General features: G+C 69.4%; 25 protein-coding genes. 13 read left to right on the top strand and 12 right to left on the bottom strand.

What is annotated here, in order from left to right:
- Positions 1-33: 33 nt before the first annotated feature.
- Positions 34-1,065: a TolC family protein gene (locus tag IC605_RS08170; RefSeq protein WP_216321548.1), complete on the bottom strand. Its 1,032-nt coding sequence runs from the start codon at positions 1,063-1,065 to the stop codon at positions 34-36.
- Entirely contained in the window at positions 1,062-2,483 is a 1,422-nt protein-coding gene (locus tag IC605_RS08165) for a TolC family protein (protein WP_216321545.1), read from the bottom strand. Before IC605_RS08165 ends, IC605_RS08170 begins: the two co-directional genes overlap by 4 nt.
- 164 nt (positions 2,484-2,647) lie before the next feature.
- On the opposite strand from IC605_RS08165, the gene IC605_RS08160 reads away from it, so the two are divergent.
- The 3 genes from IC605_RS08160 (at position 2,648) to IC605_RS08150 (ending at position 5,861) form a co-directional block, all read left to right on the top strand.
- Positions 2,648-3,331 (top strand): response regulator transcription factor, encoded by a 684-nt coding sequence (locus IC605_RS08160; protein WP_216321542.1) that lies wholly within the window; start codon positions 2,648-2,650, stop codon positions 3,329-3,331.
- Positions 3,328-4,656: a sensor histidine kinase gene (locus tag IC605_RS08155; RefSeq protein WP_246580565.1), complete on the top strand. Its 1,329-nt coding sequence runs from the start codon at positions 3,328-3,330 to the stop codon at positions 4,654-4,656. Before IC605_RS08160 ends, IC605_RS08155 begins: the two co-directional genes overlap by 4 nt.
- 101 nt (positions 4,657-4,757) lie before the next feature.
- A complete protein-coding gene (locus tag IC605_RS08150) occupies positions 4,758-5,861 on the top strand; it encodes an App1 family protein phosphatidate phosphatase (protein WP_216321539.1) in 1,104 nt (367 codons plus the stop codon).
- 261 nt (positions 5,862-6,122) lie between these two features.
- On the opposite strand, the gene rnr is transcribed toward IC605_RS08150, so the two are convergent.
- Positions 6,123-10,016: a ribonuclease R gene (rnr, locus tag IC605_RS08145; protein ID WP_246580564.1), complete on the bottom strand. Its 3,894-nt coding sequence runs from the start codon at positions 10,014-10,016 to the stop codon at positions 6,123-6,125.
- Between the two features lie 393 nt (positions 10,017-10,409).
- Here rnr and IC605_RS08140 point away from each other — a divergent pair, with 393 nt between their 5' ends.
- Positions 10,410-10,844, top strand: a complete 435-nt coding sequence (locus IC605_RS08140; RefSeq protein ID WP_216321536.1) for a hypothetical protein — start codon at positions 10,410-10,412, stop codon at positions 10,842-10,844.
- Here IC605_RS08140 and IC605_RS08135 read toward each other — a convergent pair.
- Positions 10,841-11,098, bottom strand: a complete 258-nt coding sequence (locus IC605_RS08135; protein ID WP_216321533.1) for a hypothetical protein — start codon at positions 11,096-11,098, stop codon at positions 10,841-10,843. The two genes, IC605_RS08140 and IC605_RS08135, sit on opposite strands and share 4 nt — an antisense overlap.
- A 157-nt stretch (positions 11,099-11,255) precedes the next feature.
- Between IC605_RS08135 and IC605_RS08130 the strand changes: the two genes are divergently transcribed.
- The 6 genes from IC605_RS08130 (at position 11,256) to IC605_RS08105 (ending at position 14,562) form a co-directional block, all read left to right on the top strand.
- Entirely contained in the window at positions 11,256-11,735 is a 480-nt protein-coding gene (locus IC605_RS08130) for a hypothetical protein (RefSeq protein ID WP_216321530.1), read from the top strand.
- 243 nt (positions 11,736-11,978) lie between these two features.
- A complete protein-coding gene (locus tag IC605_RS08125; RefSeq protein ID WP_216321527.1) occupies positions 11,979-12,428 on the top strand; it encodes a nucleotidyltransferase in 450 nt (149 codons plus the stop codon).
- A gap of 32 nt (positions 12,429-12,460) precedes the next feature.
- Positions 12,461-12,700, top strand: a complete 240-nt coding sequence (locus IC605_RS08120; protein WP_216321525.1) for a YlcI/YnfO family protein — start codon at positions 12,461-12,463, stop codon at positions 12,698-12,700.
- Positions 12,701-12,804: 104 nt separating this feature from the next.
- Positions 12,805-13,050: an antitoxin gene (locus IC605_RS08115; RefSeq protein ID WP_216321523.1), complete on the top strand. Its 246-nt coding sequence runs from the start codon at positions 12,805-12,807 to the stop codon at positions 13,048-13,050.
- Positions 13,051-13,052: 2 nt separating this feature from the next.
- Positions 13,053-13,463 carry a type II toxin-antitoxin system tRNA(fMet)-specific endonuclease VapC gene (vapC, locus tag IC605_RS08110; protein ID WP_343216543.1) on the top strand — a complete coding sequence of 137 codons (411 nt, stop codon included), beginning with the start codon at positions 13,053-13,055 and terminating at the stop codon, positions 13,461-13,463.
- A gap of 286 nt (positions 13,464-13,749) precedes the next feature.
- Positions 13,750-14,562 carry a phospholipase D-like domain-containing protein gene (locus IC605_RS08105; protein ID WP_216321521.1) on the top strand — a complete coding sequence of 271 codons (813 nt, stop codon included), beginning with the start codon at positions 13,750-13,752 and terminating at the stop codon, positions 14,560-14,562.
- A 68-nt stretch (positions 14,563-14,630) separates the two neighbouring features.
- Here the strand turns inward: IC605_RS08105 and gcvP are convergent, their stop codons facing one another.
- The 3 genes from gcvP to gcvT form a co-directional block, all read right to left on the bottom strand.
- A complete protein-coding gene (gene gcvP / locus IC605_RS08100; RefSeq protein ID WP_216321519.1) occupies positions 14,631-17,483 on the bottom strand; it encodes an aminomethyl-transferring glycine dehydrogenase in 2,853 nt (950 codons plus the stop codon).
- A 162-nt stretch (positions 17,484-17,645) separates the two neighbouring features.
- The gene (gene gcvH, locus IC605_RS08095) at positions 17,646-18,008 is read right to left on the bottom strand and encodes a glycine cleavage system protein GcvH (protein WP_216321517.1); all 363 of its coding nucleotides are present in this window, start codon (positions 18,006-18,008) and stop codon (positions 17,646-17,648) included.
- 114 nt (positions 18,009-18,122) lie between these two features.
- Positions 18,123-19,193 (bottom strand): glycine cleavage system aminomethyltransferase GcvT, encoded by a 1,071-nt coding sequence (gcvT, locus tag IC605_RS08090; protein ID WP_216321515.1) that lies wholly within the window; start codon positions 19,191-19,193, stop codon positions 18,123-18,125.
- 138 nt (positions 19,194-19,331) lie between these two features.
- Here gcvT and IC605_RS08085 point away from each other — a divergent pair, with 138 nt between their 5' ends.
- Positions 19,332-19,865: a 2'-5' RNA ligase family protein gene (locus IC605_RS08085; RefSeq protein WP_216321513.1), complete on the top strand. Its 534-nt coding sequence runs from the start codon at positions 19,332-19,334 to the stop codon at positions 19,863-19,865.
- On the opposite strand, the gene thyX is transcribed toward IC605_RS08085, so the two are convergent.
- The 3 genes from thyX to IC605_RS08070 form a co-directional block, all read right to left on the bottom strand.
- Positions 19,862-20,566, bottom strand: coding sequence for an FAD-dependent thymidylate synthase (thyX, locus tag IC605_RS08080; RefSeq protein ID WP_216321510.1), 705 nt, complete (start codon positions 20,564-20,566; stop codon positions 19,862-19,864). The genes IC605_RS08085 and thyX overlap by 4 nt on opposite strands.
- Before the next feature lie 221 nt (positions 20,567-20,787).
- Entirely contained in the window at positions 20,788-21,282 is a 495-nt protein-coding gene (locus tag IC605_RS08075) for a GNAT family N-acetyltransferase (protein WP_216321506.1), read from the bottom strand.
- Positions 21,266-21,751 (bottom strand): EVE domain-containing protein, encoded by a 486-nt coding sequence (locus IC605_RS08070; protein WP_216321869.1) that lies wholly within the window; start codon positions 21,749-21,751, stop codon positions 21,266-21,268. Before IC605_RS08070 ends, IC605_RS08075 begins: the two co-directional genes overlap by 17 nt.
- A gap of 81 nt (positions 21,752-21,832) precedes the next feature.
- On the opposite strand from IC605_RS08070, the gene IC605_RS08065 reads away from it, so the two are divergent.
- Together IC605_RS08065 and IC605_RS08060 are read left to right on the top strand one after the other, a co-directional pair.
- On the top strand, positions 21,833-22,915 hold the full coding sequence (locus IC605_RS08065; RefSeq protein ID WP_343216542.1) for a S1C family serine protease: 1,083 nt from the start codon (positions 21,833-21,835) through the stop codon (positions 22,913-22,915).
- Between the two features lie 74 nt (positions 22,916-22,989).
- On the top strand, positions 22,990-23,202 hold the full coding sequence (locus IC605_RS08060; RefSeq protein WP_216321499.1) for a hypothetical protein: 213 nt from the start codon (positions 22,990-22,992) through the stop codon (positions 23,200-23,202).
- An 11-nt stretch (positions 23,203-23,213) separates the two neighbouring features.
- Here the strand turns inward: IC605_RS08060 and IC605_RS08055 are convergent, their stop codons facing one another.
- Together IC605_RS08055 and rlmB are read right to left on the bottom strand one after the other, a co-directional pair.
- Positions 23,214-24,116, bottom strand: a complete 903-nt coding sequence (locus tag IC605_RS08055; RefSeq protein ID WP_216321497.1) for an aldose 1-epimerase — start codon at positions 24,114-24,116, stop codon at positions 23,214-23,216.
- Positions 24,113-24,829, bottom strand: a complete 717-nt coding sequence (gene rlmB, locus IC605_RS08050; RefSeq protein ID WP_216321494.1) for a 23S rRNA (guanosine(2251)-2'-O)-methyltransferase RlmB — start codon at positions 24,827-24,829, stop codon at positions 24,113-24,115. Before rlmB ends, IC605_RS08055 begins: the two co-directional genes overlap by 4 nt.
- Positions 24,830-24,836: the final 7 nt, after the last annotated feature.

Genomic DNA, 24,836 nt, shown 5'->3' with positions numbered 1-24,836 from the left:
GACGCGCTGGCCTCCCCGCCCCCTTTCCTTCGGCTAGAGCGTGCCGCCGAGGCCGGAGAGGTTCTGTCCGGCGGCGACGGAGAGGGCGGCGAGGGCTTCGAGCACCGCGTCCTGCGCCTGGAGGCGGGCGAAGCGGGCCTGCTTGAGCGCGAGTTGCGTCTCCTGAAGCGTCACCGCGCTGATCGTCCCGCTCCTGAGCCGCGCCGCGTCCTGGGTGTAGCTCCTCTGCGCGGCGGCCTCGCGGCTTTGCGCCACCCCAAGCTGCGCCGCCGCGTTCTGGGCCGTCTGGTACGCGCCCGCCAGCGTCGTCTGGGCGTTCTTCTGCGCCGCGTCGAGGCTCCGCCCGGCGTTCGCCAGGGTGGTGCGCGCGTCGGCCAGCGTGCGCGCCGGGGTGAAGTCGTTGTCCGCCAACCGGACGGCCAGTTGCGCCTCGGAGACCGCCTGCCCGGCGCTCACCACCCCCGTCAGGTTCGTGTTGAGCCCGGTGCGCAGCGAGGCGAGGCTGGTCTTGAGGGGGGGGACGTTCGGCGGTCCCGCTGCCCGCACACCGCCGGAAAGCCCCGTCAGGGTGGCGAGGCGGGCGGAGGCGAGGTTGACCTGGGCGCGGGCGTCGGCGAGGTCCTCGGTGCTGCCCGCCAGGGTGTTCTGGGCGCGCTGCACGTCGAGGGGGGTGGCGTTGCTCACGCTGAGCTTGACCCGCGCGACCTGGAGGGCCTTCTGGTCGACCTGCACCTGGAGGGCCTGGAGTTCGACGTTCTCCTGTGCTTCCAGCAGCGCCGTGTAGGCGTTGACGGTGCTCTGAAGCGTGGAGAGCCGGGCGGCCCGGAGCCCGACCCGGGCGAGCGCCTGGGTGTTCTGGGCGGAGAGCTTGGCGGCGGCGAGGGTGCTGGGGTCGGCCTGGGCGGCCTTGTTGGTGGCGGTGGCCTTGTCGAGGTTGGCCTGGGCGGTGCGGACGTCGGTGCCACCCGCGAGGGCGGACTGTACGGCGCGGGTGAGCGTGAGGGCGGACTGGGCCGTTGCCGCCGGGAGCAGCAGCGCGGCGGACAGGGCGAGGGCACGGTTCACTGGGGGCCTCCGGCGGCGTTCTGGAGTCGGATCAGGGCGAGCTGCGCCGTGGCGCGCGCCTGCACCAGGTTCCGCTGCGCCTGGGCGAGAGCGATCTGGGCGCTCGTCACGGCGTCGGCGGTGCCCGTCCCGGCGGCGAGGCGGGCCCGCGCGGCGCTGAGGGTGGCCTGCGCGACCTCGACCTGGGTGGCGCTGGATCCCAGGGCCGTGAGGTTCGTCTGGGCGGTGCTGTAGAGGGTGCGGACGTTTAGCTCCGCGTTCTGCTGGGCCACACTCAGGGTGAGCTGCGCCTGGGTGACGTTGGCCTGCGCCGCCGAAATCTGGGCGCGCAGGGCGGGCGAGTACACCACGTAGCTGCCCGTCACGCTGGCGACCACCCGGTTGCTCGCGCCGCTCCCGCTGCCGCCAAAGGGCACGCTGTAGCCGACGCCCGCGTTGCCCTCCTTCACGTCCACGCTGGCGCTCACGCCGCCGCTGCTCGCGGGCCCGTAGCGCAGGCTGGCGGTCAGGTCGGGCAGCCGCTGGTCGCGCTGCTGCTCCTCGAGCGTCTCCTGGGCGGCGGCGAGGGTGTTTTGCGCCTCGATCACGTCCACCGTCGTCGTGCGGGCGCGGGTGACGAGGGCATTCAGGTCGGGCAGGGTGAAGCTGCTTGCGGGCTGGGTGCTGAACGTGACCGTGGTCAGGCTCTGGCCGAGGACCGCTGCGAGGTTCAGCCGGGCCACCTCCAGGTCGCTGCGGGCTTCGAGCAGGGCCGCCTGGGCGAGCTGCACGTTGGCCTGCGCGGTGAGCACGCTCTCCTGGGTGGCGTTGTTCTGGGCACGCTGGGTCTGCGCGATCTGGAGTTGGCGCTGGCGCAGGGTGAGGGTGTTCTGGGCGAGGGTCACGTCGCGCTGCGCCACGACGGCGGCGAGGTACTGCACGTAGACGTTCAGGCGCGCACTCGCCTGGGCGGCCTGGAGGTTGGCCTGGGCGAGGGTGAGGCTGCGCTGGGCGATGCGCAGGCTGCCTTGTCCGCTCGACCAGGGCAGCAGGCCCAGGCTCGCCTGCACGCCGACGCTGCCCCCCAGGCTGCCTGCGGTGGAGGTGGTGCCCTCGTCGGTCGTGGTCGTGGAGGGGCCCGTGTAGCCCGTGGTGCCGGTGACGCTGACGCTCAGGCCCAGGGCGCTGCGGGCGGCGCCCAGGTTCTGCTGGGCGACCTGCACGCTGAGCTGCGCCTGGGTCACGCTGGGGGCCTGCGCCAGCCGCGCGAGCGCCCCCTCCAGCGTCAGCGTCGAGGGCGCGGCCGTCGTGGAGGTCGGCGTCGAGGGCGTGGGGCTGGCCGTCTGCGCCTGGGCGCCGCCCACACCGAGGGTGAGCGCGAGCGTCAGCAGGAGGCGCGAGCTGGGGGCGCGGGCAGGCGGGGAAGAGGAGGAGGTCATGTCCCCCAGCCTGACCCGAGTCCGCGAACGGCGCGCTCACCTTTTTTGAAGGTTTGTCGAAGACGCCCGGACGGGCCGCCAGACGCCTTTGCGCCGCCCGGAGTCCCCCGGGGCAGGGGCGGCGCGTTCGCACAACCTTCGCCGGGGGCACTTACCATACGATCATGAGTGCGCTGATCCTGATCGTGGAGGACGAACCCCAGCTCGCGGAGGTGCTCGAAGCCTACGCCCGGCAGGAAGGCTACCGCACCGAACGCGCCGCCGACGGGAACGCGGCCCTCACCGTCTACCGCGCCGCCAGCCCCGACCTGATCCTGCTCGACATCATGCTGCCGGGCAGAAGCGGTCTCGATGTCCTCAAGACCGTGCGCGCTGACGGCTCCACCCCCGTCATCCTGGTGACCGCCCGCGCCGAGGAGAGTGACCAGATCGTCGGCCTGGAACTCGGCGCCGACGACTACGTGGTCAAGCCCTTCCGCCCCCGCGAGGTGATGGCGCGCGTCAAGGCGGTGCTCCGGCGGGTGAGCGCGGTGCTGGACGACCACGAGCGCCCGCTGCGGGTGGGTCCTTTGGAGGTGGACCGCCGGGCGGTGGTGGCGCGGGTGAACGGGCAGCCCCTGGGCCTGACCCCGGCGGAGTTCCGGCTGCTGGCGCATCTGGCGCAGGTGCCGGGGCGGGCCTTCACGCGCGAGGAGCTGCTCGCCGCCGCCCTGCCGGAGTCGGAGGCGCTGGAGCGGGTGGTGGACGCTCACCTGGCGTCGGTGCGGCGCAAGCTCGACGCGGCGCAGGCGGGGGGGCTGCTGCACACCGTGCGGGGGGTGGGTTACCGCCTGGAGGCGGGCGTTTGAACCCTTCCTCCCCGGGCTCCGGGTGGCGGGGGCCGAGCCTGGCCGTCACCCTGCTGCTCGCCATGCTGCTCGTGGTGGGGCTGGCGGTGGGGGGGATGTTTCTGTTTTCCAACCTCGCCGTGCGGCGCGAGGTGGCCCGGCTGCCCCCCGAGGTGCAGGCCTACCTGCGTGCCCGCCAGGAGGCCGAGCGGCTGGGGCAGCAGCTCGCCCCCAACCCGCCCGTCCCCGAGATTCGCCTCGGCGACGCGGACCAGGCGAGCCTGCCGCCCGGCCAGTCGAGCCCGGGCGTCAGCGGCACGGTCACCCTGCCGGGCGGCGGGGTGGTCACGGTCACGGACGGGCGCCGCGAGGAGGAACCGGGCCGCCGCCCGGAGCGAGCCTTTCCCGCCGTCCTCAACCCCCGCTCTCAGGACTTCGTGCGCGACGTGCAGACGAGCCTGGTGCAGGCGGGGCTCCTCGCGGCCCTGGTCGCGGCCACGCTGGGGTTGCTCCTCGCGCGGCGGGTGGCGCGGCCCGTCACCGCCGTCTCGCAGGCCGCCGCACGGCTGGCCGGGGGAGACCTCGCCGCCCGCGCCCCCGTCCTGACCGGCGAGCGCGAGGTGGCCGACCTCGCCCGCACCTTCAACGAGATGGCCCAGAGCCTCCAGACCCTGGAACGCGAGCGCCAGCAGGCGGTCGCCGACATCGCCCACGAGCTGCGCACCCCCATCGCCATCATGCAGGCCCGCCTCGACGCGCTGGAGGACGGGGTGTACCCGCTCGAACCCGGGCAGGTCGCGTTGCTGAGCACCCAGACGCAGCTCCTGACCCGGCTGGTCGGGGACCTGCGGACGCTGACCCTGGCGGACGCGGGGCGGCTGGGCCTGCACACGCGGGAGGTGGATCTTTCGGACCTCGCCGGACAGGTGGTGCGCGACCTCGGGGACCGGGCGGGGGCGCGGGGCGTGACGCTCACTCTTCAGAGTCAACCTGCCCTCCTTATAGCTGACCCGGACCGGATGCGGCAGGTGGCGGCGAACCTCGTGGAGAACGCCCTGCGGCACGCCCGGTCTGAGGTGGCCGTGTGTGTGGAAGTGGACGGGACAGCGGCCCGATTGCATGTGGACGACGACGGGCCCGGCATCCCGGAGGAGAGCCGCGAGCAGGTGTTCACGCGCTTCACGCGGCTGGACGAGAGCCGGGCGCGGGACACGGGGGGCAGCGGCCTGGGGCTCGCCATCGTGCGGGCGCTGACCCTCGCCCACGGCGGACAGGCGAGCACGGGCGCGTCCCCCCTCGGTGGGGCCAGGTTCACTGTCGTGCTGCCGCTGCGGCGTGACGGGTAGCCCGCCCCCTGCGTCGCCCAGGCGGTGGGGGCCATCCCTCAGCGTTCCCTTCAGCCCGCCCCACTCCGGTCCCCGCCTGCGGTGCGTAGACTGACGCCCAGATGCTAGGCGCCAAGACCGCATTCAAGGCGATTCAACCCGCGCTGGAGCGGGGGCTGACGGCCCTCGACCACGCGGTCAGCGGCTACGTGCAGCCCCGCCGGGCGCGCGGCAAGCTCATCTTGCAGCCCTACGTGGGCTGGGGCACCCCCCAGGGGGTGGAACTGACGGGCCGGGTGCTGCTGCCCCGCATGGTCGCGCCCCCCAAGAGGGGCGATCCCCGCTGGCGCAACTTCCGCAACGTCTTGCGCCGCCTGCTCTCCCGCGAGGTCTCGGGCGTGCGGGTGACTGGAAGCCTGGGGGGTGCCGTGACGAGCGGCGTGAGCGACGCCGACGGCTACTTCACCCTGACCTTTACCCCCCCGGGGGAGAGCCTGCCCTTCGCCGACGGCTGGCACGAGGCGCAGCTCAGCATCGAGGGCCGCCCCGGCACCACCCGTGCCCGCGCGCAGGTCGTGGCGGGGGCCCGCTTCGGCATCATCAGCGACCTCGACGACACCGTGATCCAGTCGGACGTGACCAGCCTGCCCCGGATGCTCGCCACCAGCCTGACGGGCAACGCGCGCACCCGGTTGCCCTTTCCCGGCGTCGGGGCGCTGTACCGGGCGCTGACCCGCGACGGCGAGGCGCGCAACCCGATCTTCTACGTGTCGAGCAGCCCCTGGAACTTCTTCGACCTGCTGTGGCAGTTCCTCGACTACCGCCGCATCCCGCTCGGGCCGATCTTCCTGCGCAACTGGGGCTTTGACCTGCTCGCCGGGCACGGCGGCTACAAGCACGGCGTGATCGAGCGCATCTTCGCCCGCTTCCCGGGCCTGAGTTTCGTCCTCGTCGGCGACAGCGGCGAGAAGGACCCCGAAATCTACGCCGAGGTCGTGCGCCGCCACCCGGGCCGCGTCCTCGCCGTCTACATCCGCGACGTGACGGAAGCCATGCGTGACGAGGGCGTCATGAAACTCCGCGAGGAGGTTCGCAAGGCGGGCGTGGACCTCGTGCTCGCCGCCGACAGCCTGAACGCCGCCAGCCACGCGATGGCGATGGGCCTGATCACGCCGGGCGAGTTGCGGAGCGTCCTGACAAGCGTGGCCCGGACGTACGAGACGTAAAAGTTTTTCTCCCTCTCCCCCTGCGGGAGAGGGCCGGGGTGAGGGGGCGTGTGACCACTTCTACCGACAAGAAGATGCCTTCCCCTTCCTGCTGGCCTTGTGGCGCCCTGCCCGCTTCACCCCCACCCGGCCTCCCCCCTCTGCCAGCAGCTCTACGAGTCAAGGGGAGGAGTTTTTATGCCTGCGCGGCCCCACCCTCAACCAAAAAGGCGAGCCAGAGGTTCCCCCCTGACCCGCCCCGTTGAATAAACCTCCCTCGCCTTACCCCTGCCCGCCGTTCCCACCCCGGCGGCCCCGGCGGCGGCGGCGACGCTGGGCCTCGGCGTCACTGCCGCCCTGCCCGCCGCTTCCCTGAGGGGTGGCCTGAGCCTGCTGAGGTTGCGGACGGGGCGGGCGGCCTCCGCCCTGACGCCCGTTCAGGCTGGGCACCGCGCCCCGGTCACTCCCGCCGCGTGAGAAGCCCTGGCCGCGCCCGCCCCGGTCACTGCGGTCGAAGCCGCGTCCGCCGCCCCCTGCGCCCTGGCCCTCGTCGGGCGGCATGTTCTCCACCGTCCAGTCGCCGAAGTACATGCGCTGCACGGTGATGTTCACGGGCCGCAGGTGCTCGTTGCGGGGGCGCTCCAGCGTGATCACGCGCCGCTTGTAGCCGCCGCCCTGGCTGCTCGGGCGCATGGGGGGACGGCTGCCGGAGTCACGCCCGCCCCCCTCGCGGCCCTGTCCCTGCCCGTCGCGTCCCTGACCGCGCCCGCGTCCGCCGTCCGCGCGGGCCGGGGTCGCCGGGGTGGCAGGTTGGGGTTCGTCGAGGGTGAACTTGCGGGGGGCGGCCGTGCTGACCGACTGCAACTTCTCGCGCTTCTCTGCTTCCCGGTCCTCACGCCTGCGGGCGCGGGGCCGGACGGGGGTGTCGCCGTCCATAGCGGTCTCCTGGGTGAAATCGATTTGCCGGGCCAGGGGGTTTACCTGGCTGATGGTCACGGTGAGGGCGTCCCCGAGCCGGAAGGTGCGCCCGTTCGAGCGTCCCCGCAGAATCTGGGCGTCCTCCAGGTAGATGTAGTAGTCGTCGTCGAGGTTCGAGATGTGCAGCTTGCCCTCGACGCCGTTGTCCAGCGCCACGAACAGCCCGCTCGCCACCACGCCCGACACGTTGCCGGGAAAGGTCTCGCCGAGGTGCTCCTGCGCCCACTTCGCCTGGTAGTACTTCGTGAGGTCACGCTCGGCCTCGGCGGCGGAACGCTCGCGCTCGGACGTGTGCTCGCCCATCCCCGGCAGTCTGCCCCGCAGGTCGTGGGTCCCCCGTGAGGAGGCCGTCAGGTCCCCCGCCAGCACGCCCTTGAGCACCCGGTGGACCAGCAGGTCCGGGTAGCGCCGGATCGGCGACGTGAAGTGCAGGTACTCGCGGAAGGCGAGGCCGAAGTGCCCCAGGTTCTCGCCCGCGTACTTCGCCTGCTGCATCGAGCGCAGGAGCAGGGTATTCACCACGCTCTCGCGCGGCGTGCCCCGCACTCCCTTCAAGACCGCCTGGTACGCCTGCGGGGTCGGCTCCCCGCCCGGGAAGGAGACACCCAGGCGCCCCAGCGCGTTCGTCACGTCCTGAAACTTCTGGAGGGTCGGTTCCTCGTGGATGCGGAAGAGGGCCGGAACCTCGCGCTCGATCAGGGAGCGGGCGACCACCTTGTTGGCGAGCAGCATCAGGTCCTCGATCATCCCGCGCGCCGTCTCCTCGCGGATGGGGATGAGTTCCATCCGCCCGCCGGGCCCCACGTCCACCTTGACCTCGCGCAGCTTGAAGTCGAGGGACCCCTCGCGCAGCCGCTTCTGGCGCAGCTTGGAGGTGATCTTGAGCAGCAGGTGGAGGTCCCCCTCCAGGTGCCGCGCGTGGTCGGGCAGGGTGGAGGTCGCCTCCGAGTACGCCTGCACCTCGTCGTAGGTGAGCCGCGCCTTGCTCCGAATCACGCTCGGCGTGAGCCGCACGTCGAGGATGTCGCCCTCGGCGGAGAGTTCGACGAGCGCCGTCATCGTCAGCCGGTCCTCATGCGGGACGAGGCTGCACACCCCGTTGCTGAGGTGTTCGGGGAGCATGGGCAGGACCCGGCCGGGAAGGTACACGCTCGTCGCGCGGGCGTAGGCCTCCTTGTCGAGCGGGGTGCCCTCGCGCACGTAGTGGCTCACGTCCGCGATGTGGACGCCCACCACGAAGGTGCCCCCGGGGGTCGGCTGGATGTGAATGGCGTCGTCGAAGTCCTTGGCGTCGCGTCCGTCCACCGTGAAGATGTTGAAGTCGCGCAGGTCGAGGCGGCCCACCAGCGCCTCGGCGGGAAGCTCGGTCGGGATGGCATTCGCCTCGGCCAGGACCTCATCCGGGAACTCGCCGCGCAGCCCGTACTTGACGATCACGGCTTCCGTCTCGGTCTCGGGGTCGTCCTCCGCGCCGAGGACGCGGGTGACCTGCCCGAACACCTCGTCCTCGCCGGTGTGCTCGGGCCAGAAGAGGGCGGTGACGACGCGGGCACCGCTCTGGAGGCCCTCGATTCCCTCCGGCAGCAGCAGGATGCGGTGCCGGGCGCGGTGGTCGTCGGGCTTGAGGATGGGGTGGCCCTTGCTGAATTCCAGGCTGCCCACGAGCTGCTTGTACGCCCGCTGCACGATCCGGACCACCGAGGCGCGCGGGCTGCCGTCGCCGCGCTGGCCCCGGCGGGGACCCTGGCCGCCGCGTCCGGTGTCGCCCCGGCCCTCCATCCGCACGAGCACGATATCGCCGTTCCAGGCCTCCATCGTGTTCTCGGGGGCGACGTAGAAGTCCTCGCCGCCCGAATCCGGCACCACGAAGCCGAAGCCCGCCGCCGACGCCTGGAAGCGCCCCCGCACGAGGTTCATCGCCTCGGGCAGGCCGTAGGTACGCCGCCGGGTGCGGATGACCTCGCCCGTCTGGACCAGTTCCTCCAGCATCGTCTCCAGATCGCGCCAGTCGCCGCCCAGACGGTTCATGGTCTGCCGGGTAAAGGTGCGCTCCAGGTCGCGGACGTGGATGGGCCGCCCCACCTTGCGAAGCTGCGCCACCACGAGGTCGCGGGCGGGGTGGGGCTGGCCGTCGGCGCCGAGGTCGTCCTCGGCCTGGGTGGCCCCGGTCTGTCCGGCGGACGGGCTGGCGTGGAGCTCACCTGGAAACTCGCCCTCTTCCCCGTCGCCCTCCAGGGCAGGGTGATCCACGAGGGGGAGAGGTTGCCCGCCGTCCGGGGCGACGGCCAGCGCGGTCTGGGGGGCCTCCCCGGCGGGGTCGGGGTCCTCGACCGCCACGGGCTCCACGCCGCCCAGCACCTCGGTGAGGGGAAGGTCCTCCGGGCTGGCCGTCTGCGGCCGTTCGGCAACGGGGGTGACGACCTTCGGCTTGCGGCCCCGGCGGGTGCGGGGCACTTCGAGCAGGACGGGCTCGGTGGCCTGTTCCGGCTCGGCCTGTCCCCCGTCCGCCGCGGGCTCGGCTTCGGCGACGGGCTGGGCCTTCGCCTGGCGTCCGCGCCGGTTCCTGGGCGCTCCGGCGGTTTCTACGGCAGGTGAGGCGACGGCTTCCGGCTGAGCTTCGGGCTCGGTGGCGGCTTTCGCCTTGCGGCCCCGGCGGTTGGGGGGTTGCGCCACGGGGGCGGGTTCGGCGGCCACCTCGACGGGTTCCGCCGTGGTGACCGCCGCCGCGTCCTCGGTCGGGGTGATCTCGACGGGGGCCGTCTCCACAGGCGCGGTCTCGACGGGGACGGGCTCGGCGATCCCTCCCTCGGGGGAAGCGGCGTCGGCGAGCTGATCCTCCGCACGCGCCTTGCGGCCACGGCGGGGCTTGGGCGTGGGCTCACCCGGAGTCGCGGCCGCCGTCACGACCGGGGTGGGCTCAGGCTGGGCGGCGCGCCTGCCCCGCTGGGGCCTGGGCGCGGGGGTTTCGGGCTGCGCGGCGGTGTTGTCGTTGTTGTCGTTCGCGGCGGGCGTCTGACGGCCACGGCCACGTTTCGGGGCGGGGATCACGGCCTCCGGCTCCGGGGTCGGGGTTTCGGTGGGCTGGACGGCCTGCTTGCGGCCACGTCCGGCCCGGGGGGCGGTGCTCTGCTGTTGTTCGGAGTCGGCGCGAACGCTCTGGTCGCCTGGCGCCGTACGCTCCTGTTTCGCTCTCGGCATTCCTCACCTGGTCAGGACCCCCGTGGGATGTTCTCGTGTAGGACGCAGAAAGTCACCGTTTCTGGATGGGGTCGCGCAGGCCTCTGCGGGTTGCCTCTTTGCACCCTTGCAGGGTCGCGGCGAAAACGGTCACTCCCGGCGTGCCTCTCACCCACGGGTCGGGGAAAGTCGCGTGTCTCGGGCGGCGCCCAGCCCGCCCGCCTGCTCACAAGGGGAGAGGGGAAAGGTGGGGGCGCTGTCCTGTCGCCCGGCAGCAAGAGGAGTCTACCACGCGCGCCCATACCTCCGGATACGCGGGCGAACATTTAGAGGAAGGGGTGGGGGGCCGCCCGCCTTTTCCAGCCGCCCCCACGTTTCGTGCCCCCCGGTCGGGCTTACCGTAAGGGTCACCCTATGGCCTCGCCGCTCGGTGCGCCCCCCAACTACAGCACGCCCGCCATGCTGGGCCTGGCGCTGCTGTCCATCTCCGCGTCCCTGTGGCACTTCACGTTCGGGGCGCTCGACTACGCCTCCGCCGGGCGCTACGAGGGCCTGATCCTGATCCTTCTCGCCGGGCTGCTCCTCGTGTACGGCGTCCTGACCCTGATCCGCTACGCCGAGGCCCGCGACGCGATGGGCGATCCCCAGCCCCGCATCGCCATGTACGACACCCCGCACGAGAGCCGCGTGCCGCTGGCCGGATTCATCCTGTCGGTGTCGATTGCCGTCGCCGACCTCGCCTTCGCCTTCGCCGCCCAACATCCCCCCGGCCATCTCATCGGCGTGGTGCTCGTCGCCCTGGTGGCCCGGCAGGCGTGGAGAATCCGCCCCGAGCGCGGCGAGAGCTAGAGGTCGGTCACGTCGGTGGTCCGGTTGTCGCCCGCCATGTCCGTGTCGGTGGAGTCAGTGTTGCCCCCGCCGCCGTCCATCCCCAGCGTGCCCGCCATGCCGCCCATCCCCCCGGTGCGGGAGGTGTCGAGCGTGGTGTCGAGGCTTGGGGCAGCGTTGTTGCCGGGCTCGTCCGCCAGGTCGTTGCCGCCCTCGCCGGTCGTGCCCTCGGTGTCTACGGGCGTGTTGTAGGTATCTCGGCGGTCGTCGGTCATGGGTTTCGTCCTCCCGGGTGGTTTCCCAGATTGTCGCCCCGGTGGGTGCCCGGTTCTTGAGAGGCGAGGCAAGGGGCGTTGGGTCTCCGGGCTTCCCCAAGTCCCCCTCTACCCCGGGCTCATCCGCCGCCGCCCCCGGGCCGGGAAACTCTCGCGCGTGAGCAAAGCGCGCAAGTCCCTGATCCTCGCCGGAACCCTGCTGGTGGCCGCCCCGGCCCAGCAGGCGCAGGCCACCGCCTGGGAGAAGGCCCGGTTCCTCTTCCACCTCGGCGCCGCGTACTACGCCTTCAACACCTGGGTGCTGCGACCCTACCGCGAGTACAAGTTCCAGGCGGGCGCCCCGGGCCAGCGCTCCGCCATCGTCAAGGCGGGGCTGGCGCTGGGCTTCGCCGCCTATCAGGTCAACTCGGCGATCCGGCTGACCCGCAACACCCAGGACCCCTTCCTGGCGCGCATCGGCTCCCTGCTGCCGGGTTACCAGAAGTCGCTGACCCAGGTGGGCGACAACCTGAAGCGGGGCCGCTTCGACGAGCAGGGCATCCAGAACCTCAACGTCTCGACAAACCGGCTGTTGAACGCCGCCGAGGGCCAGGGCCAGAGGATTCGCCCAGTGGCGGTGCCGATTCCGGGGCTGTAAGTGTTGGGGATGGAAAGGGCCGCTCGTGGGGGCGGCCTTCTTGCTGTCAGTAGAGGTGAACTCGGGCGAGAGCCGAAGTACAAGGCAGGCTAAAATGCCCCATGACCCTTCGTGATACCAGGATGAACCGTCAGGCCCTGGAAGTCGGCAGCTTGGACGATCAGGGCAACGAGCTTGCGTATTGGCTGACCCGCACGCCCGCTGAGCGGCTAGAAGCATTGGAATTGTTGAGGCAGATTCATTATGGCTACGATCCGCTTACCGCCCGACTTCAACGAGTTCTTGACGTTGTTGAACCAGCATGGAGTTGAGTACCTGATGATTGGCGGTTACGCGGTGAACCTGTACGGGTACGTCCGGGCGACGGGTGACATGGATGTGTTTATCTCCCTGTCCCCTGAGAACGCCGCCCGCCTCGTTGCCGCCTTCCACGATTTTGGTCTGACGAGCATGACTGCCGATCTGGTGCAGCCCGGAAAGGTATTGCGGATGGGTGTGCCACCTCTGCGGCTAGAGGTTTTGAATCAGATCAGCGGCGTGACTTTCGAGGAGGCCCACGCCGAGCGGGAGCAGATGGAGGTGGACGGCCTGACCATCCCTGTCATCAGCTTGCGCCACCTTCGGCAGAACAAGGCGGCCAGCGGCAGGCCCAAGGATTTGGGCGATTTGAGTGAGCTTCCACCCGAGTCCTGATTCCAATTCCTGACCCTGCTGGGAGGCCCACCGTGAGCACACTGAGCGTCCGTTTGCCCGACAGTCTGCACAAGCGCCTGAAGGACCTTGCCAAGCAGGAAGGCGTGAGCGTGAATCAGCTCATCTCCACCGCCGTAGCGGAGAAGGTGAGCGCCCTGCTGACCGAGGACTACCTGAGGGAACGCGCCGCGAGAGGCAGTTGGGAGAAGTTCGACGCGGCCCTGTCCCTCGTGCCCGATGCCGAGCCCGACCTCGCCGACCGCCTTCCCTAACCCGGCAATGAGGGGGCCGCCCCGTTCCTGCCGCCCTGTGAGGGAGAACCAGAGGTGAGGGCACGTCCCGGTATATACTCCTGATACCTATCAGGGGGTGGAGCATGACCAGGGCCAAGTACGACACCGCGAAACTTTTTCAAACGGGGCGCAGCCAGGCTGTCCGGTTGCCCAAGGAGTACCGCTTCGAGGGCGAGGAGGTCATCATCAAGCGCGTGGGTGACGGCGTGTTGCTGCTTCCACAGAACAACGGGTGGAAGAACTTGCTCGCCAGCCTGGAAAAGTTCGACGGCTTCCAGATCGAGCGGGACCAGGGTGAGCAGCAGGAACGCGACTGGGGCGACCTCTAAGCGTGGCCGCTCCCCTGTACTTCCTCGATACCAACACCTGCATTTACATCATCAACAGGAACCCGCCCCACGTCGCGCAGATATTCCGGCGTTACCAGATCGGCAACATCGCCGTCAGCAGCGTCACTGTGGCGGAGTTGGCCTTTGGAGTGGCGAAGAGTACTCGCCGCGGCACCCGCGAAGCTCTGGAAGAGTTCCTGCTGGACCTCGTGACCGTCCCCTACGACGACGCTGCCGCCTGGATGTACGGAGAAATCAGGGCGGGATTGCAGGCGACTGGCAAGCCCATCGGCCCGCTCGACCTGCTGATCGCCGTCCATGCCCTCAGCGCGGACGTGACGCTCGTGACCAACAACGAGGGGGAGTTCAGGCGCGTGCCAGGGTTGAGGGTCGAGAACTGGTTCCCAGAATGACGAAGGGGCCGCCCCGACCGACGACCCCCCAAGCCAACCCCCACCCCCCCGCCGCCCCCACCTTCGACCACAAGCGGCAGCGCCTGCAAAAGCAGGAGGAAGGTGGGGAGTAGGAGTTGAACGAAGGGGATAGTGGAGGGTCTGCGTGCTCGCGTAGTCCCTGGCACTGAAAATCGTTCTTGGCTTTGCTAGATAAGGAGTCTGACGCTTCGTCGCTACAGGGGGCAAATTCTCCCAGCTTGCGCTGCCCACGTAGAGCTTTGTTTATGGCTTATCATAGGAGCATATGTCTATTGACCTCCTGAGCTTCCTTGCTTGGCGTCCTCCGGCCTATATTTGTCCACGGTGTAAAGCGCTTCATGTTGCTTCGCATGGCACTTTTGGCGACCTGCCGTACCAACAAAAGGTATTGACGGTAAACGATAATGTTAGAAGTTTCCTGATGAGAACCGTCAACAGGGGGGATGATTGGAGCTGGGTGTGTAGTGTATGTGATTTAGAAATCACTAGGGAAGAGAGAGAAATCTGGTCTAAGGAACTGAGGCTAGGGAGTTATAAGGATTTCCACGAATTGATATCGATAGCAAGCAACTTTCCGCCTTATACGCCGCCACAGAAATCTCAATACGAGCCGTTGGCTCTGCTCATAGAGTTGATTGGGGCATCAAGAAAGTTCATCCACTTTATGTCATATAATATAGATTCAACTTTCATCACCGCACTGCATATAGCCTCTAAAAGGACTGCGGTAAGGGGGATTGTAGGGCGTCCCTTGGATTCCTACACTAGAGCTTTGGTAGATAGTCTGCCAAGATCAGACAATTTCTCTATTATTGTCCAGGATGATAGAGGGACCATTGACAACAACCACTCAAAAATAATAATAATAGACGGCATAGTAATGATAGAGGGCTCGACCAACCTATCTATGAACGCTTTTAACAAGGTCTCCGGTGTTGGTAGGCCTCCGTCTGAAAAGCCTCGGGTATCACTTCAACCGTATGAGGTGATGAGGGACAATAATCAGTACTTTTCCACAAATTGGTTACAGTATCAAACAGGTACTACGGCCTCCGAGTGTTTTCCACTACCCTTTTAGATTTCAAGTAATTGGTTTTAAAATAAGAGGACGCCCCTATTGAACGTCCTTTCGTTTCTATCTTCCCCTCAAACCCCTACCCACTCCTCCACCGGCGGGCAGGAGCACACGAAGTTCCTGTCGCCGTACACGTTGTCCACCCGGTTCACGGCGGGCCAGCATTTCCAGGCTTTCTGCGCGGGCGTGGGGAAGGCAGCGGTCTCGCGGCTGTAGGCGCGCTCCCACTCCGGGCTCACGAGATCTTCCTGCGTGTGCGGCGCGTGCCTCAGCGGGCTGTCCTCGGCGGTGAGTAAGCCGTCTTCGACCTCCTGAATCTCGCGGCGGATGCCCAGCATGGCAGCCACGAAGCGGTCGAGTTCGGCCTTCGGCTCGCTCTCGGTGGGCTCGATCATCAGGGTGCCGGGAACGGGAAAGCTCATGGTGGGGGCGTGGAAGCCGTAGTCCATCAGCCGCTTCGCCACGTCCTCCTCGGTGATGCCCGTGGCCGCCTTCAGCGGGCGAAGGTCGAGGATGCACTCGTGCGCCACCCGCCCGTTCATGCCCGTGTACAGGACGGGGTACGCGCCGCCCAGCTTGTGCGCGATGTAGTTGGCGTTCAGCAGCGCGACCTGGGTGGCCTTCTTCAGCCCAGCAGGCCCCAGCAGCCGGATGTACAGGTACGAGATGGGCAGGATGCTCGCGCTGCCGAAGGGCGCGGCGCTGACGGCCCCGGTGTGGCTCTCGCTGACCGGGCGAACGTCGTGGTTCGGCAGGAACGGCGCGAGGTGCGCCTTGACCCCGATGGGCCCCATGCCCGGCCCGCCGCCGCCGTGCGGGATGGCGAAGGTCTTGTGCAGGTTGAGGTGCGACACGTCCGAACCGATCAGCCCCGGCTTGGCAAGGCCCACCATCGCGTTCATGTTCGCCCCGTCCAGGTACACCTGCCCGCCGTGCGCGTGGATCAGCTCGCAGACTTCCGTGACGTGTTCCTCGTAGACGCCGTGCGTGCTGGGGTAGGTGATCATCAGGGCGCCCAGCCGCTCGCTGTACTGCTCCGCTTTCGCCTTGAGGTCGTCCAGGTCGATGTTGCCGCTCGCGTCGGTCTTCACCACCACAACCTGCATTCCCAGCATGGCGGCGCTGGCGGGGTTGGTGCCGTGCGCGGAGGCGGGGATCAGGCAGACGGTGCGGTGGGCCTCGCCCCGGCTCTCGTGGTACTTGCGGATGGTCAGCAGCCCCGCGTACTCGCCCTGCGCGCCGCTGTTGGGCTGGAGGCTCACGGCGTCGTACCCGGTGATGTCGGCCAGCCACGCCTCCAGCTCGGCGAGCATCTGCGCGTACCCCTGCGTCTGGTCGGCGGGCGCAAAGGGGTGCAGGTTGCCGAACTCGGGCCACGTCACCGGAACCATCTCCGTCGTGGCGTTCAGCTTCATCGTGCAGGAGCCGAGCGGAATCATGCCGTGGACGAGGCTGTAATCCTTGTTCTCCAGCCCCTTGAGGTACCGCAGCATGGCCGACTCGCTGTGATGCGTATTGAAGACCGGGTGCGTGAGGTAGGGGGAGGTGCGCTTGAGGTCGGTGGGGATGCCGTCGGTCGCCTTGGCGTCGAGGGCGAGCACGTCCACCCGCTGCCCGGTGATGACCTCAACAATATCCGCGAGGTCGTCCACAGTGACGGTCTCGTCGAGGCTGACCGTGATGCAGTCCTCGCCCTCGTACCGGAAGTTGAGGCCCTTCGCTTCGGCGCGGGGGCGGATGAAGCCGATATCGCCACGGAAGGGGATCGTGTCGAAGAAGGTCTCTTGCAGGAAATACCCGCCCTCGCTAAGCGCCTTGTGCAGAATTCCCGTCAACCGCTGCACCCGCTCCGCAATCGTCCGAATCCCCTCCGGCCCGTGGTACACGGCATAGGCGGCGGCCATGTTCGCCAGCAGCGCCTGCGCCGTGCAGATGTTGGAAGTGGCCTTCTCACGGCGGATGTGCTGCTCGCGCGTCTGCATCGCCATCCGCAGGGCGGTCTTTCCCCGGGCATCCTTGCTGACGCCGACCACGCGGCCCGGCATGGACCGCTGGTACTCGCTGCGGCAGGCCAGGAACGCCGCGTGCGGCCCGCCAAAGCCCATCGGCACCCCGAACCGCTGGGCGCTGCCGATCACGATATCCGCCCCCTGCTCGCCGGGCGGCTTGATCAGTGCGCAGGCCAGCAGGTCGGTCGCCACGATCAAGGCGCCCTGAGCCGCGTGGACCTTCTCGGCGATGGGGGAGAGGTTGCGCAGGTCGCCGTAGGTGCCCGGGTACTGCACGAGCGCCCCGAAGGTCCCCTCCGGCAACTCGCCCGCCGGATCGCCCACCACGACCTCGTACCCGAAATACTCGGCGCGGGTGCGGATCACATCAAGGGTCTGGGGGTGAACGTCGTGCGCCACGAAGAAGACGCTGCCCTTGCTCTTGGCCTGCCGCTTCGCCAGCGTCATCGCCTCGGCGGCGGCGGTGGCCTCGTCCAGCAGGGAGGCGTTGGAGACGGGCATCCCCGTCAGGTCCATGACCATCTGCTGGAAGTTGAGCAGCATCTCCAGGCGGCCCTGCGAAATCTCGGCCTGGTAGGGCGTGTAGGCGGTGTACCAGCCGGGGTTTTCCAGCATGTTGCGCCCAATCACGCCGGGCACGTTCGTCCCGTAGTAGCCCATGCCGATGTACGAGCGGAAGACCTTGTTCTTGGAGGCGACGGCCTTTAGGTCGGCGAGGGCCTGCGCTTCCGTCACGGGGCCGCCCACGTTCAGCTCACCCGTGAAACGGATGGACTCGGGAAGCGTCGTCTCGGTGAGTTCGTCGAGGCTGGAGACGCCGAGTTCGGCCAGCATCTCGGCCTGTTCGGCGTCGGTGGGGCCGATGTGGCGGGTGGTGAAGTCGTTCGTCTGGAGGAGGTCGGTCAGGGGGCGCATGGGGGCTCCTTGGGGGCGGTTGGGCTGGTCACACGCCCCCTCACCCCGGCCCTCTCCCACGGGGGGAGAGGGAGAAAAGATGTTTTACTCCCCTCTCCCCCCGTGGGAGAGGGGCTGGGGGTGAGGGGGCGACCAAGCAATCGCTCCCGCCCTCTCCTCCCCTTACTGCGCGCTTGCCGCGTACTCTTCGGCGCTCAGCAGGTCGTCGGCGGGTTCGGGGTTCTCGATGCGGAAGAGCCAGCCGTCCTCGTAGGGACCGCTGTTGACGAGTTCGGGGCTGCCACTCAGGGCGTCGTTGACGGCGACGATGGTGCCGCTCGCCGGGGCGTAGATGTCGGAGGCGGTCTTGACGCTCTCGACCACGGCGACCGACTCGCCCGCCGTCACGGCGCGGCCCACCTCGGGGAGTTCGACGTACACCACGTCGCCGAGCTGGTCCTGCGCGAAGTCGGAGATGCCGACGGTGCCGTCGTCCCCCAGCCACTCGTGGGTTTTGGCGTACTTCAGTTCGGTGGGCGTCTGCATGGGGGGTATTGTCCTCGATTCGGGGGGTGAGATGTGTGCGGTTGGGGACGCAGGACGTGGTGCGCGGTCCGCAGTGTCGGGGTCTCTTCCCGCGTCCTGCGCACCGCGTACCGCCTACCTCCGGTAGAAGGGCAACTCCACCCGCCGCGCCGGATGCGCCTTCCCGCGCACCTCCACCTCGTAGGCGTCGGCGGTGCTGGCGTCCCCGCGCACGAGCGCCATCGCGATGGGGTGGCCGAGGGTCGGGCTGCTCGTGCCGCTGGTGACGTGGCCGACGGGCTCGCCGTTCAGGAGGACCGGGTAGCCCTCGCGGACGGGCACCCGCTCCAGGGCGAGGCCGATCAGGCGAACGGGCGGCGCGAGGCTGATGTGCTCGCGGCCCAGGTGCGCCTTGTCCTTCACCACCCAGGAGTAGGTGCTGGCGAGGGGGTGGAGGTCCTCGGCGAACTCGTGGCCGTAGAGGGGAAAGCCCGCCTCCAGCCGCAGGGTGTCGCGGGCGCCAAGGCCAGCCGGGGTGAAGCCGACCGCGAGCAGCTTGTCCCAGATCGTCTCGGCCTCGCTGGCGTCGGTGAACACCTCGAAGCCGTCCTCGCCCGTGTAGCCGGTACGGGCGAGATGGACATCGAAGCCGAAGAGTTCGGCGGGGAAGTAGGCGTTCTTCTTCTTCGCGGCGAGGTCTACTCTGATGTGCGGTTGCAGCAGCGCCTCCGCCTGCGGTCCCTGCACGGCGAGGAGGCCCCAGCGGTCGCTTTCGTCGGTGAGCCGCACGTCGTAGCCCGCCGCCTGCGTTTGCAGGTGAGCCCAGTCCTTGCCGATGTTCGACGCATTCACCACCAGCAGGAACTCCTGCTCCCCGACCCGGTAGATGTAGATGTCGTCCACCAGCCCGCCCGTCTCGTTCGGCAGCCAGTTGTACTGGGCACGTCCGGGTTTGAGTTTCATGACGTCGTTCGTGGTGACGTGCTGGAGGAACCGTTCGGCATCGGGCCCGGAGACGCGGAACTCGCCCATGTGCGACACGTCGAACACGCCCGCGCGACTTCTCACCGCGTCGTGCTCGGCCTTGACGCCCGCGTACTGCACGGGCATCTCCCACCCGCCGAAGGGCACCATGCGGGCACCCGCGCGCAGGTGGGCGGCGTGCAGGGGCGTCCGCTTCAACGCTGTCTCGGTGGCCTGGGTCACCCCTGAACTTTACTGGACCATGAGGCCACTGCGTCCGGTGGGGCTGGACGCGAGGCGAGGTAAGCTGACCTATGGTCCAGGCTGAAAGTGCCTTCCCACAAGGCTTTTTGCGGGTGCGGGACGGCGTGCTGAGGCGCCGTGGCTAACTCGCCGTCCTTCCTCGTCGGCCTCCTTGCGCCGCCCGACCTCGCGGCCCGTGTCGAGGAGTTTCGCGCCGGGTTGAGGATGCGAGAAAGCACCCCACATGTCACCGTCAAAGCCCGGAGCGGCCTGAGTCCCGACCTTTCCTGGGCGGACTCCGCGCGGGGGGCGGTGGCGGCCCACCCACCCGTCACCCTGAGCATCGAGGGCGCGCGGGTCTTTGCGAACCGCGGCGCCGTCTACCTCCGGGTCCACTCGCCGGATGCGGTCGCCCTGCACCTCCGGCTTCTCGACGCCCTGCGCCCGGCCTACCGTTTCGGCTACGAGGGACCGCACATGACGCCTCACCTCACCCTCGTGCTGGGGCGGCGCGGGGTGGACGTGTCCACCGTGTTGCAGGAGGCTCGGGCGACCTTTGCCGACCTGGACACGACGCCCCTCACCTTCACCGCGCGGGAAGTGTGGCTGATGCGCAAGCCCGGACCCGGTGGGCTGTACGTGCCGTTGGAGGCTTGGCCGCTCTTAGATTAACCCTGCGCGTGCAACTCCCTCCACTCGCGGAAGGTGACGGGAAAGAAAGGCTCGGCCAGCTCCGCCATCGCCCGCGCGAAGAGGCGGGTTTCATACTGGGCACCCTCGTGGTCCCGCAGTTCGAGGAAGTGCAGGAGGGAGCGCACATTGAAGGTGTAATACGATTCGGTGTACAGCGACAGCGGCAACACCCCGCGCGCCTGCTCCCGCGTCACGCCCAGATGCAGCAACTCCTGATAGGCGCCGAAGGCGTTCCTCCACGCCTCCACCCAGATACGGGCCGCCGCCTCCTGATCGAGCGTGCCGTCATCCTCGACCGACGCCTGACGGTTGCTGGGGGCCTGCTTACGGAAAGAGGGGGGCGTGAAGTTCCGTTCCTGCAACTCCACATATCTTCCCGACACCTCATTTTTTGAAACTCCGACTCTATGGCGTACCATCTGCCTGTCCACAAAAATTGGGCACACGACTTTGAAGGTGATCAGGTTATGTTCGAAGGGGCTGCCGTGGTGATGAGTGAGCAGATAGCGAATGAGTTTCTCGTCGCGGACATCGAGCGGCTTGCTGTTGTCTCCACCGAAACTTACCCTGGCCGCGTTGACGATCATTTTATCGTCGCCGACGTGCTGCACGAGGCTGACGCTGCCTATGCCGTCGCCGAGGGGGAAGAGGGTCAGCGGTGTGGAGGTGGAGACGGTCATCCCGGCCAGCTTAACGTCCTGCGCGGAGGTTCGGAGAGCGCGGTCCAGGCGGGTCAGCGGCGCCGTTCCCGTGCGGCCATTCGCTCGGGCTGGGGCGCGTCCCGTCGGCTCAGGAGCAGCAGGGAGAGGACGATCACGAGGGCGGCGAGGGGGAGGTCCATGCCCGCAGTGTGCTTGCGGGCGGGTGACTGGGGCGTGACTCCCCAGGACACGCCGCGCGCTCAGGGATCAGGCAGGCCCAACCCCATGAGCCGCGTGCCGTCCACCTCGCCCAGCGGGAGAAAGCCGACCCGGGCATAGGCACGGACGGCCCGGACGTTGGCGGGATCGGGGTCGATCAGCACCCGCCGGGTTTCCGGACGCTCCGCCCGGAGGTGAGCAAGGAAGGCCCAGATGATCTCGGGCCCCAGCCCCCGCCCGGTCAGGTCGGGCTCGCCGATGAACAGATCGACGCCCCAGGTCTCGCCCTCCGGGTGCCTCCAGGGTCCGAACGGGTGGTCTGGCGTGACGCGCTCGCGCTGGATGAAGCCTGCCCTCTGGCCGTCCACCCCGAAGACGAAGCCCGGAACGTCCCGGCCCGGTTGGAAGGAGTGGGCCCGCACCGCCTCTCCCGTCCGCTCGCCGTCGTCCCAGAACGCGCGGACGTGAGGTTCTCGCAACCAGCGGTGGAGCAGCCGCAGGTGCTCGGGCGTGAGCGGTTCAAAGGTGACGGGCATGGATGTCCTCCGGGCCCCGCCCCGCCGCCGTCAGCACCGCCCCGAACTGCTCGGGCGTGACCGGGAGGACGCTCAGGCGCGTGCCCCTGCGCAGGAGCGGCGAGTCCTGCCACTCGGGCAGCGTGCGGAGCGTGTCGAGGGTCACGACCCCGGGCAAGGCTAGGACGGGCTCCACGTCCACCATGCTCCAGCGCGGATTGTCCGGGGTCGATCCGGGATCGAAAGAGGGGCTTCCCGGGTCGAATTGCAGATTGTCCGGGTACGCCTCCCGCGCCACCCGCGCGACGCCCGCCACGCCGGTGGGTTTCGCCCCCGAATGGTAGAAGAGGCAGAGGTCGCCGGGGCGCATCTCGCGCAGGAAGTTGCGTGCCTGGTAATTGCGGACGCCGTTCCAGGGCTCGCGGCCCGCCCGCAGGAGGTCATGGAAGCCGAAGACATCCGGCTCGGATTTGAGCAGCCAGTACCGCACGCACAGAAGGGTAACGCCCGCCACCCACCTTCCGTGCCTTCCCGCACCCTGTGCGTGCCCGGGGCGCTCTACCATGGGCCCGTGCGCCCCCTGCCCTGGCTTCCCGTGCTGCTGCTGCTCGCGCTGGCGGCCTACCTGCTGCCGGAACGCCTGAGCCTGCCGGGGGTCGGGACCGCCGCGCCGTCCACCCCGCCCGCCGTCTCACGGACGCTGCCGAACGCGCTGCCCGAGGAGACCCGCGCGCTGTTCGAGCGCTCGCGCCCCGCGACCGTGCAGGTCGAGAGCGTTGACCCCAGCACACGGGAAGCGGGGCTGGGCACGGGCTTTTTCATCTCCCCGGACGGGCAGGTGCTCACCGCGTACCACGTGGTCTCCAGCGGGCAACTCTTCCAGATTCGCACCCTCTCGGGCCGCACGTACCGGGCCCGGCTCACGGCCTACGACGCGCAGGCGGACGTGGCCCTGCTGACGGTGCAGGGGCGCGGGCCCTTCCCGGTCCTCAACCTCGCCACCCGCCCGCCGCGCGTCGGCGAGACGGTGCTCGCCATCGGCAACAGCGGCGGCGACTTCCTGCAACCGCGCCGGGGGCAACTGCTGAGCCTCTCGGCCCAGGCGGGGCGGGCCGACTTCCCGCAGGGCACGCTGGAGATGACGGCGCCCCTGGCGCCCGGCGACAGCGGCGGCCCGGTGATCGACGGCAACGGGCAGGCCATTGGCGTGGTGAGCTACATCCGGCTCGACGAGAGCAACCAGACCCGCGCGAGCTACGCCGTGCCCGTCACCGAGGGCAACCGGCTGATCGAGGCCCTCAGGAGGGGCGAGCAGCGCGACGTGCCGGTGGTGGGGCTGGTCTTCGACCTCAACCACAGCGGCTTCACGAACCCCGCCGGGGCCGTCGTCTCGCGGGTGGCGCGGGGCAGCCCCGCCGCCGCCGCCGGGCTGCGCGGCTCGGCGCTCGACACGAACGGGAACCTCGCGGCGCTCGGCGACATCATCACCACCGTGGACGGCGCGCGCACCCGCAACGCCGACGAGGTGATCACCGCCATCCGCCGCGCGCAGGTGGGAGACACCATCTCGCTGGGCTACGTCCGCGACGGCGAGGCCCGCGAGACCACGATCACCCTCGTCGCCAAGCGCAGCGTGCCCGACCTGCGGGAATGAGCCTGAAGGGAGACTAAGCGCGGCGGCGCCGTGCCGGGAGCCGTCGCCTCACCTGCCCGCCTTACCCTGCATCCATGTCACGCGCCTTCGTGAAAGAAGACGGCGGCGAGCGCTGGATGCCGCCCACCACCCCCCACGCCTACCGGGTCCTCTGGCAGGGCGCGGGCGGCCCCGAGGTCGTCCACGAGTCCGACGACCTCCTCGAAGCCCTGCGCTGGCTCTCCGGCCGTCCCCAGGGAGCCTTCGAGCTGCGCGACCACGCGGGCGCCCTGCTCGCCACGGCGTAGGCCCAGCGCCATCAGCACGACCAGTCCCCCTCCAGCGTGATCCTCGCCGCCCCCGCCAGACTCTGCCCGGGGGCGAGCGTCCGCATGTCCGTACCGCCCACCCCCCGTGCGGCGAGGTTGAAGGCGTCCGTCGCGTGTGAAACGGGCTCCAGGGCGAGGCTGCCGTCGGGCGCGGTGAACACGACGAGGTGTGAATACACGGCGTCGGCGGTGAGGATCAGCGACCGCTCCGCCCAGTCGAGCCGCGCCACGCCGTCCCAGGCGGTATACACCCGGTCCACCTGCCGCTCGCCGACGACGCTTCCCATGCGGTAGTCCTCCCCGGGCCGCACCGGGCGCGCGGGGCCGGTGGGCAGGCTGCGCCCGTCGGTCTCGTAGGTGAGTGGAGCGTCGAAGGTGAGCCGCGGGTCCTCCCCGTCCTGCCGCCGGGCGAAGTAGGGGTGCAGGCCCAGCCCGGCGGGCATCTCGGCGGTATCGGCGTTCGTCAGCGTCACGCCCAGGTCGAGGTGAGGGCCGTGGAGCACGTACTCGACGCGGGCGGTAAAGGCCCAGGGCCAGTTCACGTCGGGAAAGGCCCGGCTGTCGAAGTCGCAGCGGAGCTGAGCGTCCGAGACGCGGGTGACCTGCCACGGACGGTTCCGCACGTCGCCGTGCTGGGTGAGGCCGTCCTTCGTCGTGACGCGGAGCTGGACCTCTCGCCCCCCGAAGGTGAAGCGCGCGTCCCGGATGCGGTTGGAATAGGGGAGGAGGGTGAAGCAGGCGCACTGGCTGCTCGTCTCCACGCTTTCCGGGTCCACCGCGCGCATCACCGGACGGCCCGAGGCGGCCCGTAGCCCCAGCACGCTCGCGCCGAGGTTGGGGAGGATGTCCAGGGTCATCGCCTCGCTGGAGACGGTCTCGATTCGGTGTGTCACGACTCCCCCCTCGCCCGCGCGACCTCGTACAGCAGGATGCCCGCCGCGACGGAGGCGTTGAGGCTCTGCACCCGGCCCCGGGTGGGGATGCGGACCAGGGCGTCGCACTTCTCGCGGACCAGGCGGCGCAGGCCCTCGCCCTCCGCGCCGATCACCAGGGCGACCTTGCCGCGCAGGTCGGTGCGCCCGAGGTCCTGGGCCGCCTCGCCCGCCGCGCCGTAGACCCACACGCCGCTCTCCTTGAGCCCGTCGATCAGCCGCGGCAGGTTCTTCGTCTGGGCGACGGGGAGGTAACTCGTGGCCCCCGCCGCCGCCTTGGCGACGACCGGGCTCAGGGGGGCGCTGCGGCGTTCCTCCACGACGACCCCGTGCGCGCCGAGCACCTCCGCCGAGCGGATGATCGCCCCGAAGTTGCGGGGATCGGTGATGCCGTCCAGCAGCACGATCAGCAGGTCTTCCCCGCGCGACTCGGCCCGGTCGAGGATGTCGTCCACCGTGGCCCAGGCGAGGTCCTCGACCTCGGCGATCACGCCCTGATGCTGGGTGGTCCCCGCGATCTGGTCGAGTTCGATGCGCGGGGCGAAGCGCACCCGCACGTCAAAGGCCTTGAGGTCGCGCACGAACGCGTCCTCGACCCCGCGCGCCACGAGCACCTCCGTCACCCGCCCGCCTTGCAGGGCCTCCAGCACCGGATTCCGCCCGTAAAGCAACATGGGCGCA

This window comes from Deinococcus aestuarii (genome assembly GCF_018863415.1).
GTDB classification, from domain to species: Bacteria; Deinococcota; Deinococci; order Deinococcales; family Deinococcaceae; genus Deinococcus; species Deinococcus aestuarii.
Note: the sequence above shows the minus strand (reverse complement) of the source record. Positions and strands in the feature narration are given on the sequence as shown.

Coding starts and splice junctions, on each gene's coding strand:
- IC605_RS08160 (WP_216321542.1), top strand. CDS start 2,648: ATGAGTGCGCTGATCCTGATCGTGGAGGACGAACCCCAGCTCGCGGAG.
- IC605_RS08125 (WP_216321527.1), top strand. CDS start 11,979: ATGGCTACGATCCGCTTACCGCCCGACTTCAACGAGTTCTTGACGTTG.
- IC605_RS08105 (WP_216321521.1), top strand. CDS start 13,750: ATGTCTATTGACCTCCTGAGCTTCCTTGCTTGGCGTCCTCCGGCCTAT.
- gcvP (WP_216321519.1), bottom strand. CDS start 17,483: ATGCGCCCCCTGACCGACCTCCTCCAGACGAACGACTTCACCACCCGC.
- thyX (WP_216321510.1), bottom strand. CDS start 20,566: ATGACCGTCTCCACCTCCACACCGCTGACCCTCTTCCCCCTCGGCGAC.
- IC605_RS08165 (WP_216321545.1), bottom strand. CDS start 2,483: ATGACCTCCTCCTCTTCCCCGCCTGCCCGCGCCCCCAGCTCGCGCCTC.
- IC605_RS08150 (WP_216321539.1), top strand. CDS start 4,758: ATGCTAGGCGCCAAGACCGCATTCAAGGCGATTCAACCCGCGCTGGAG.
- IC605_RS08060 (WP_216321499.1), top strand. CDS start 22,990: ATGTCACGCGCCTTCGTGAAAGAAGACGGCGGCGAGCGCTGGATGCCG.
- gcvH (WP_216321517.1), bottom strand. CDS start 18,008: ATGCAGACGCCCACCGAACTGAAGTACGCCAAAACCCACGAGTGGCTG.
- rnr (WP_246580564.1), bottom strand. CDS start 10,016: ATGCCGAGAGCGAAACAGGAGCGTACGGCGCCAGGCGACCAGAGCGTT.
- IC605_RS08135 (WP_216321533.1), bottom strand. CDS start 11,098: ATGACCGACGACCGCCGAGATACCTACAACACGCCCGTAGACACCGAG.
- IC605_RS08075 (WP_216321506.1), bottom strand. CDS start 21,282: ATGCCCGTCACCTTTGAACCGCTCACGCCCGAGCACCTGCGGCTGCTC.
- IC605_RS08140 (WP_216321536.1), top strand. CDS start 10,410: ATGGCCTCGCCGCTCGGTGCGCCCCCCAACTACAGCACGCCCGCCATG.
- IC605_RS08115 (WP_216321523.1), top strand. CDS start 12,805: ATGACCAGGGCCAAGTACGACACCGCGAAACTTTTTCAAACGGGGCGC.
- rlmB (WP_216321494.1), bottom strand. CDS start 24,829: ATGTTGCTTTACGGGCGGAATCCGGTGCTGGAGGCCCTGCAAGGCGGG.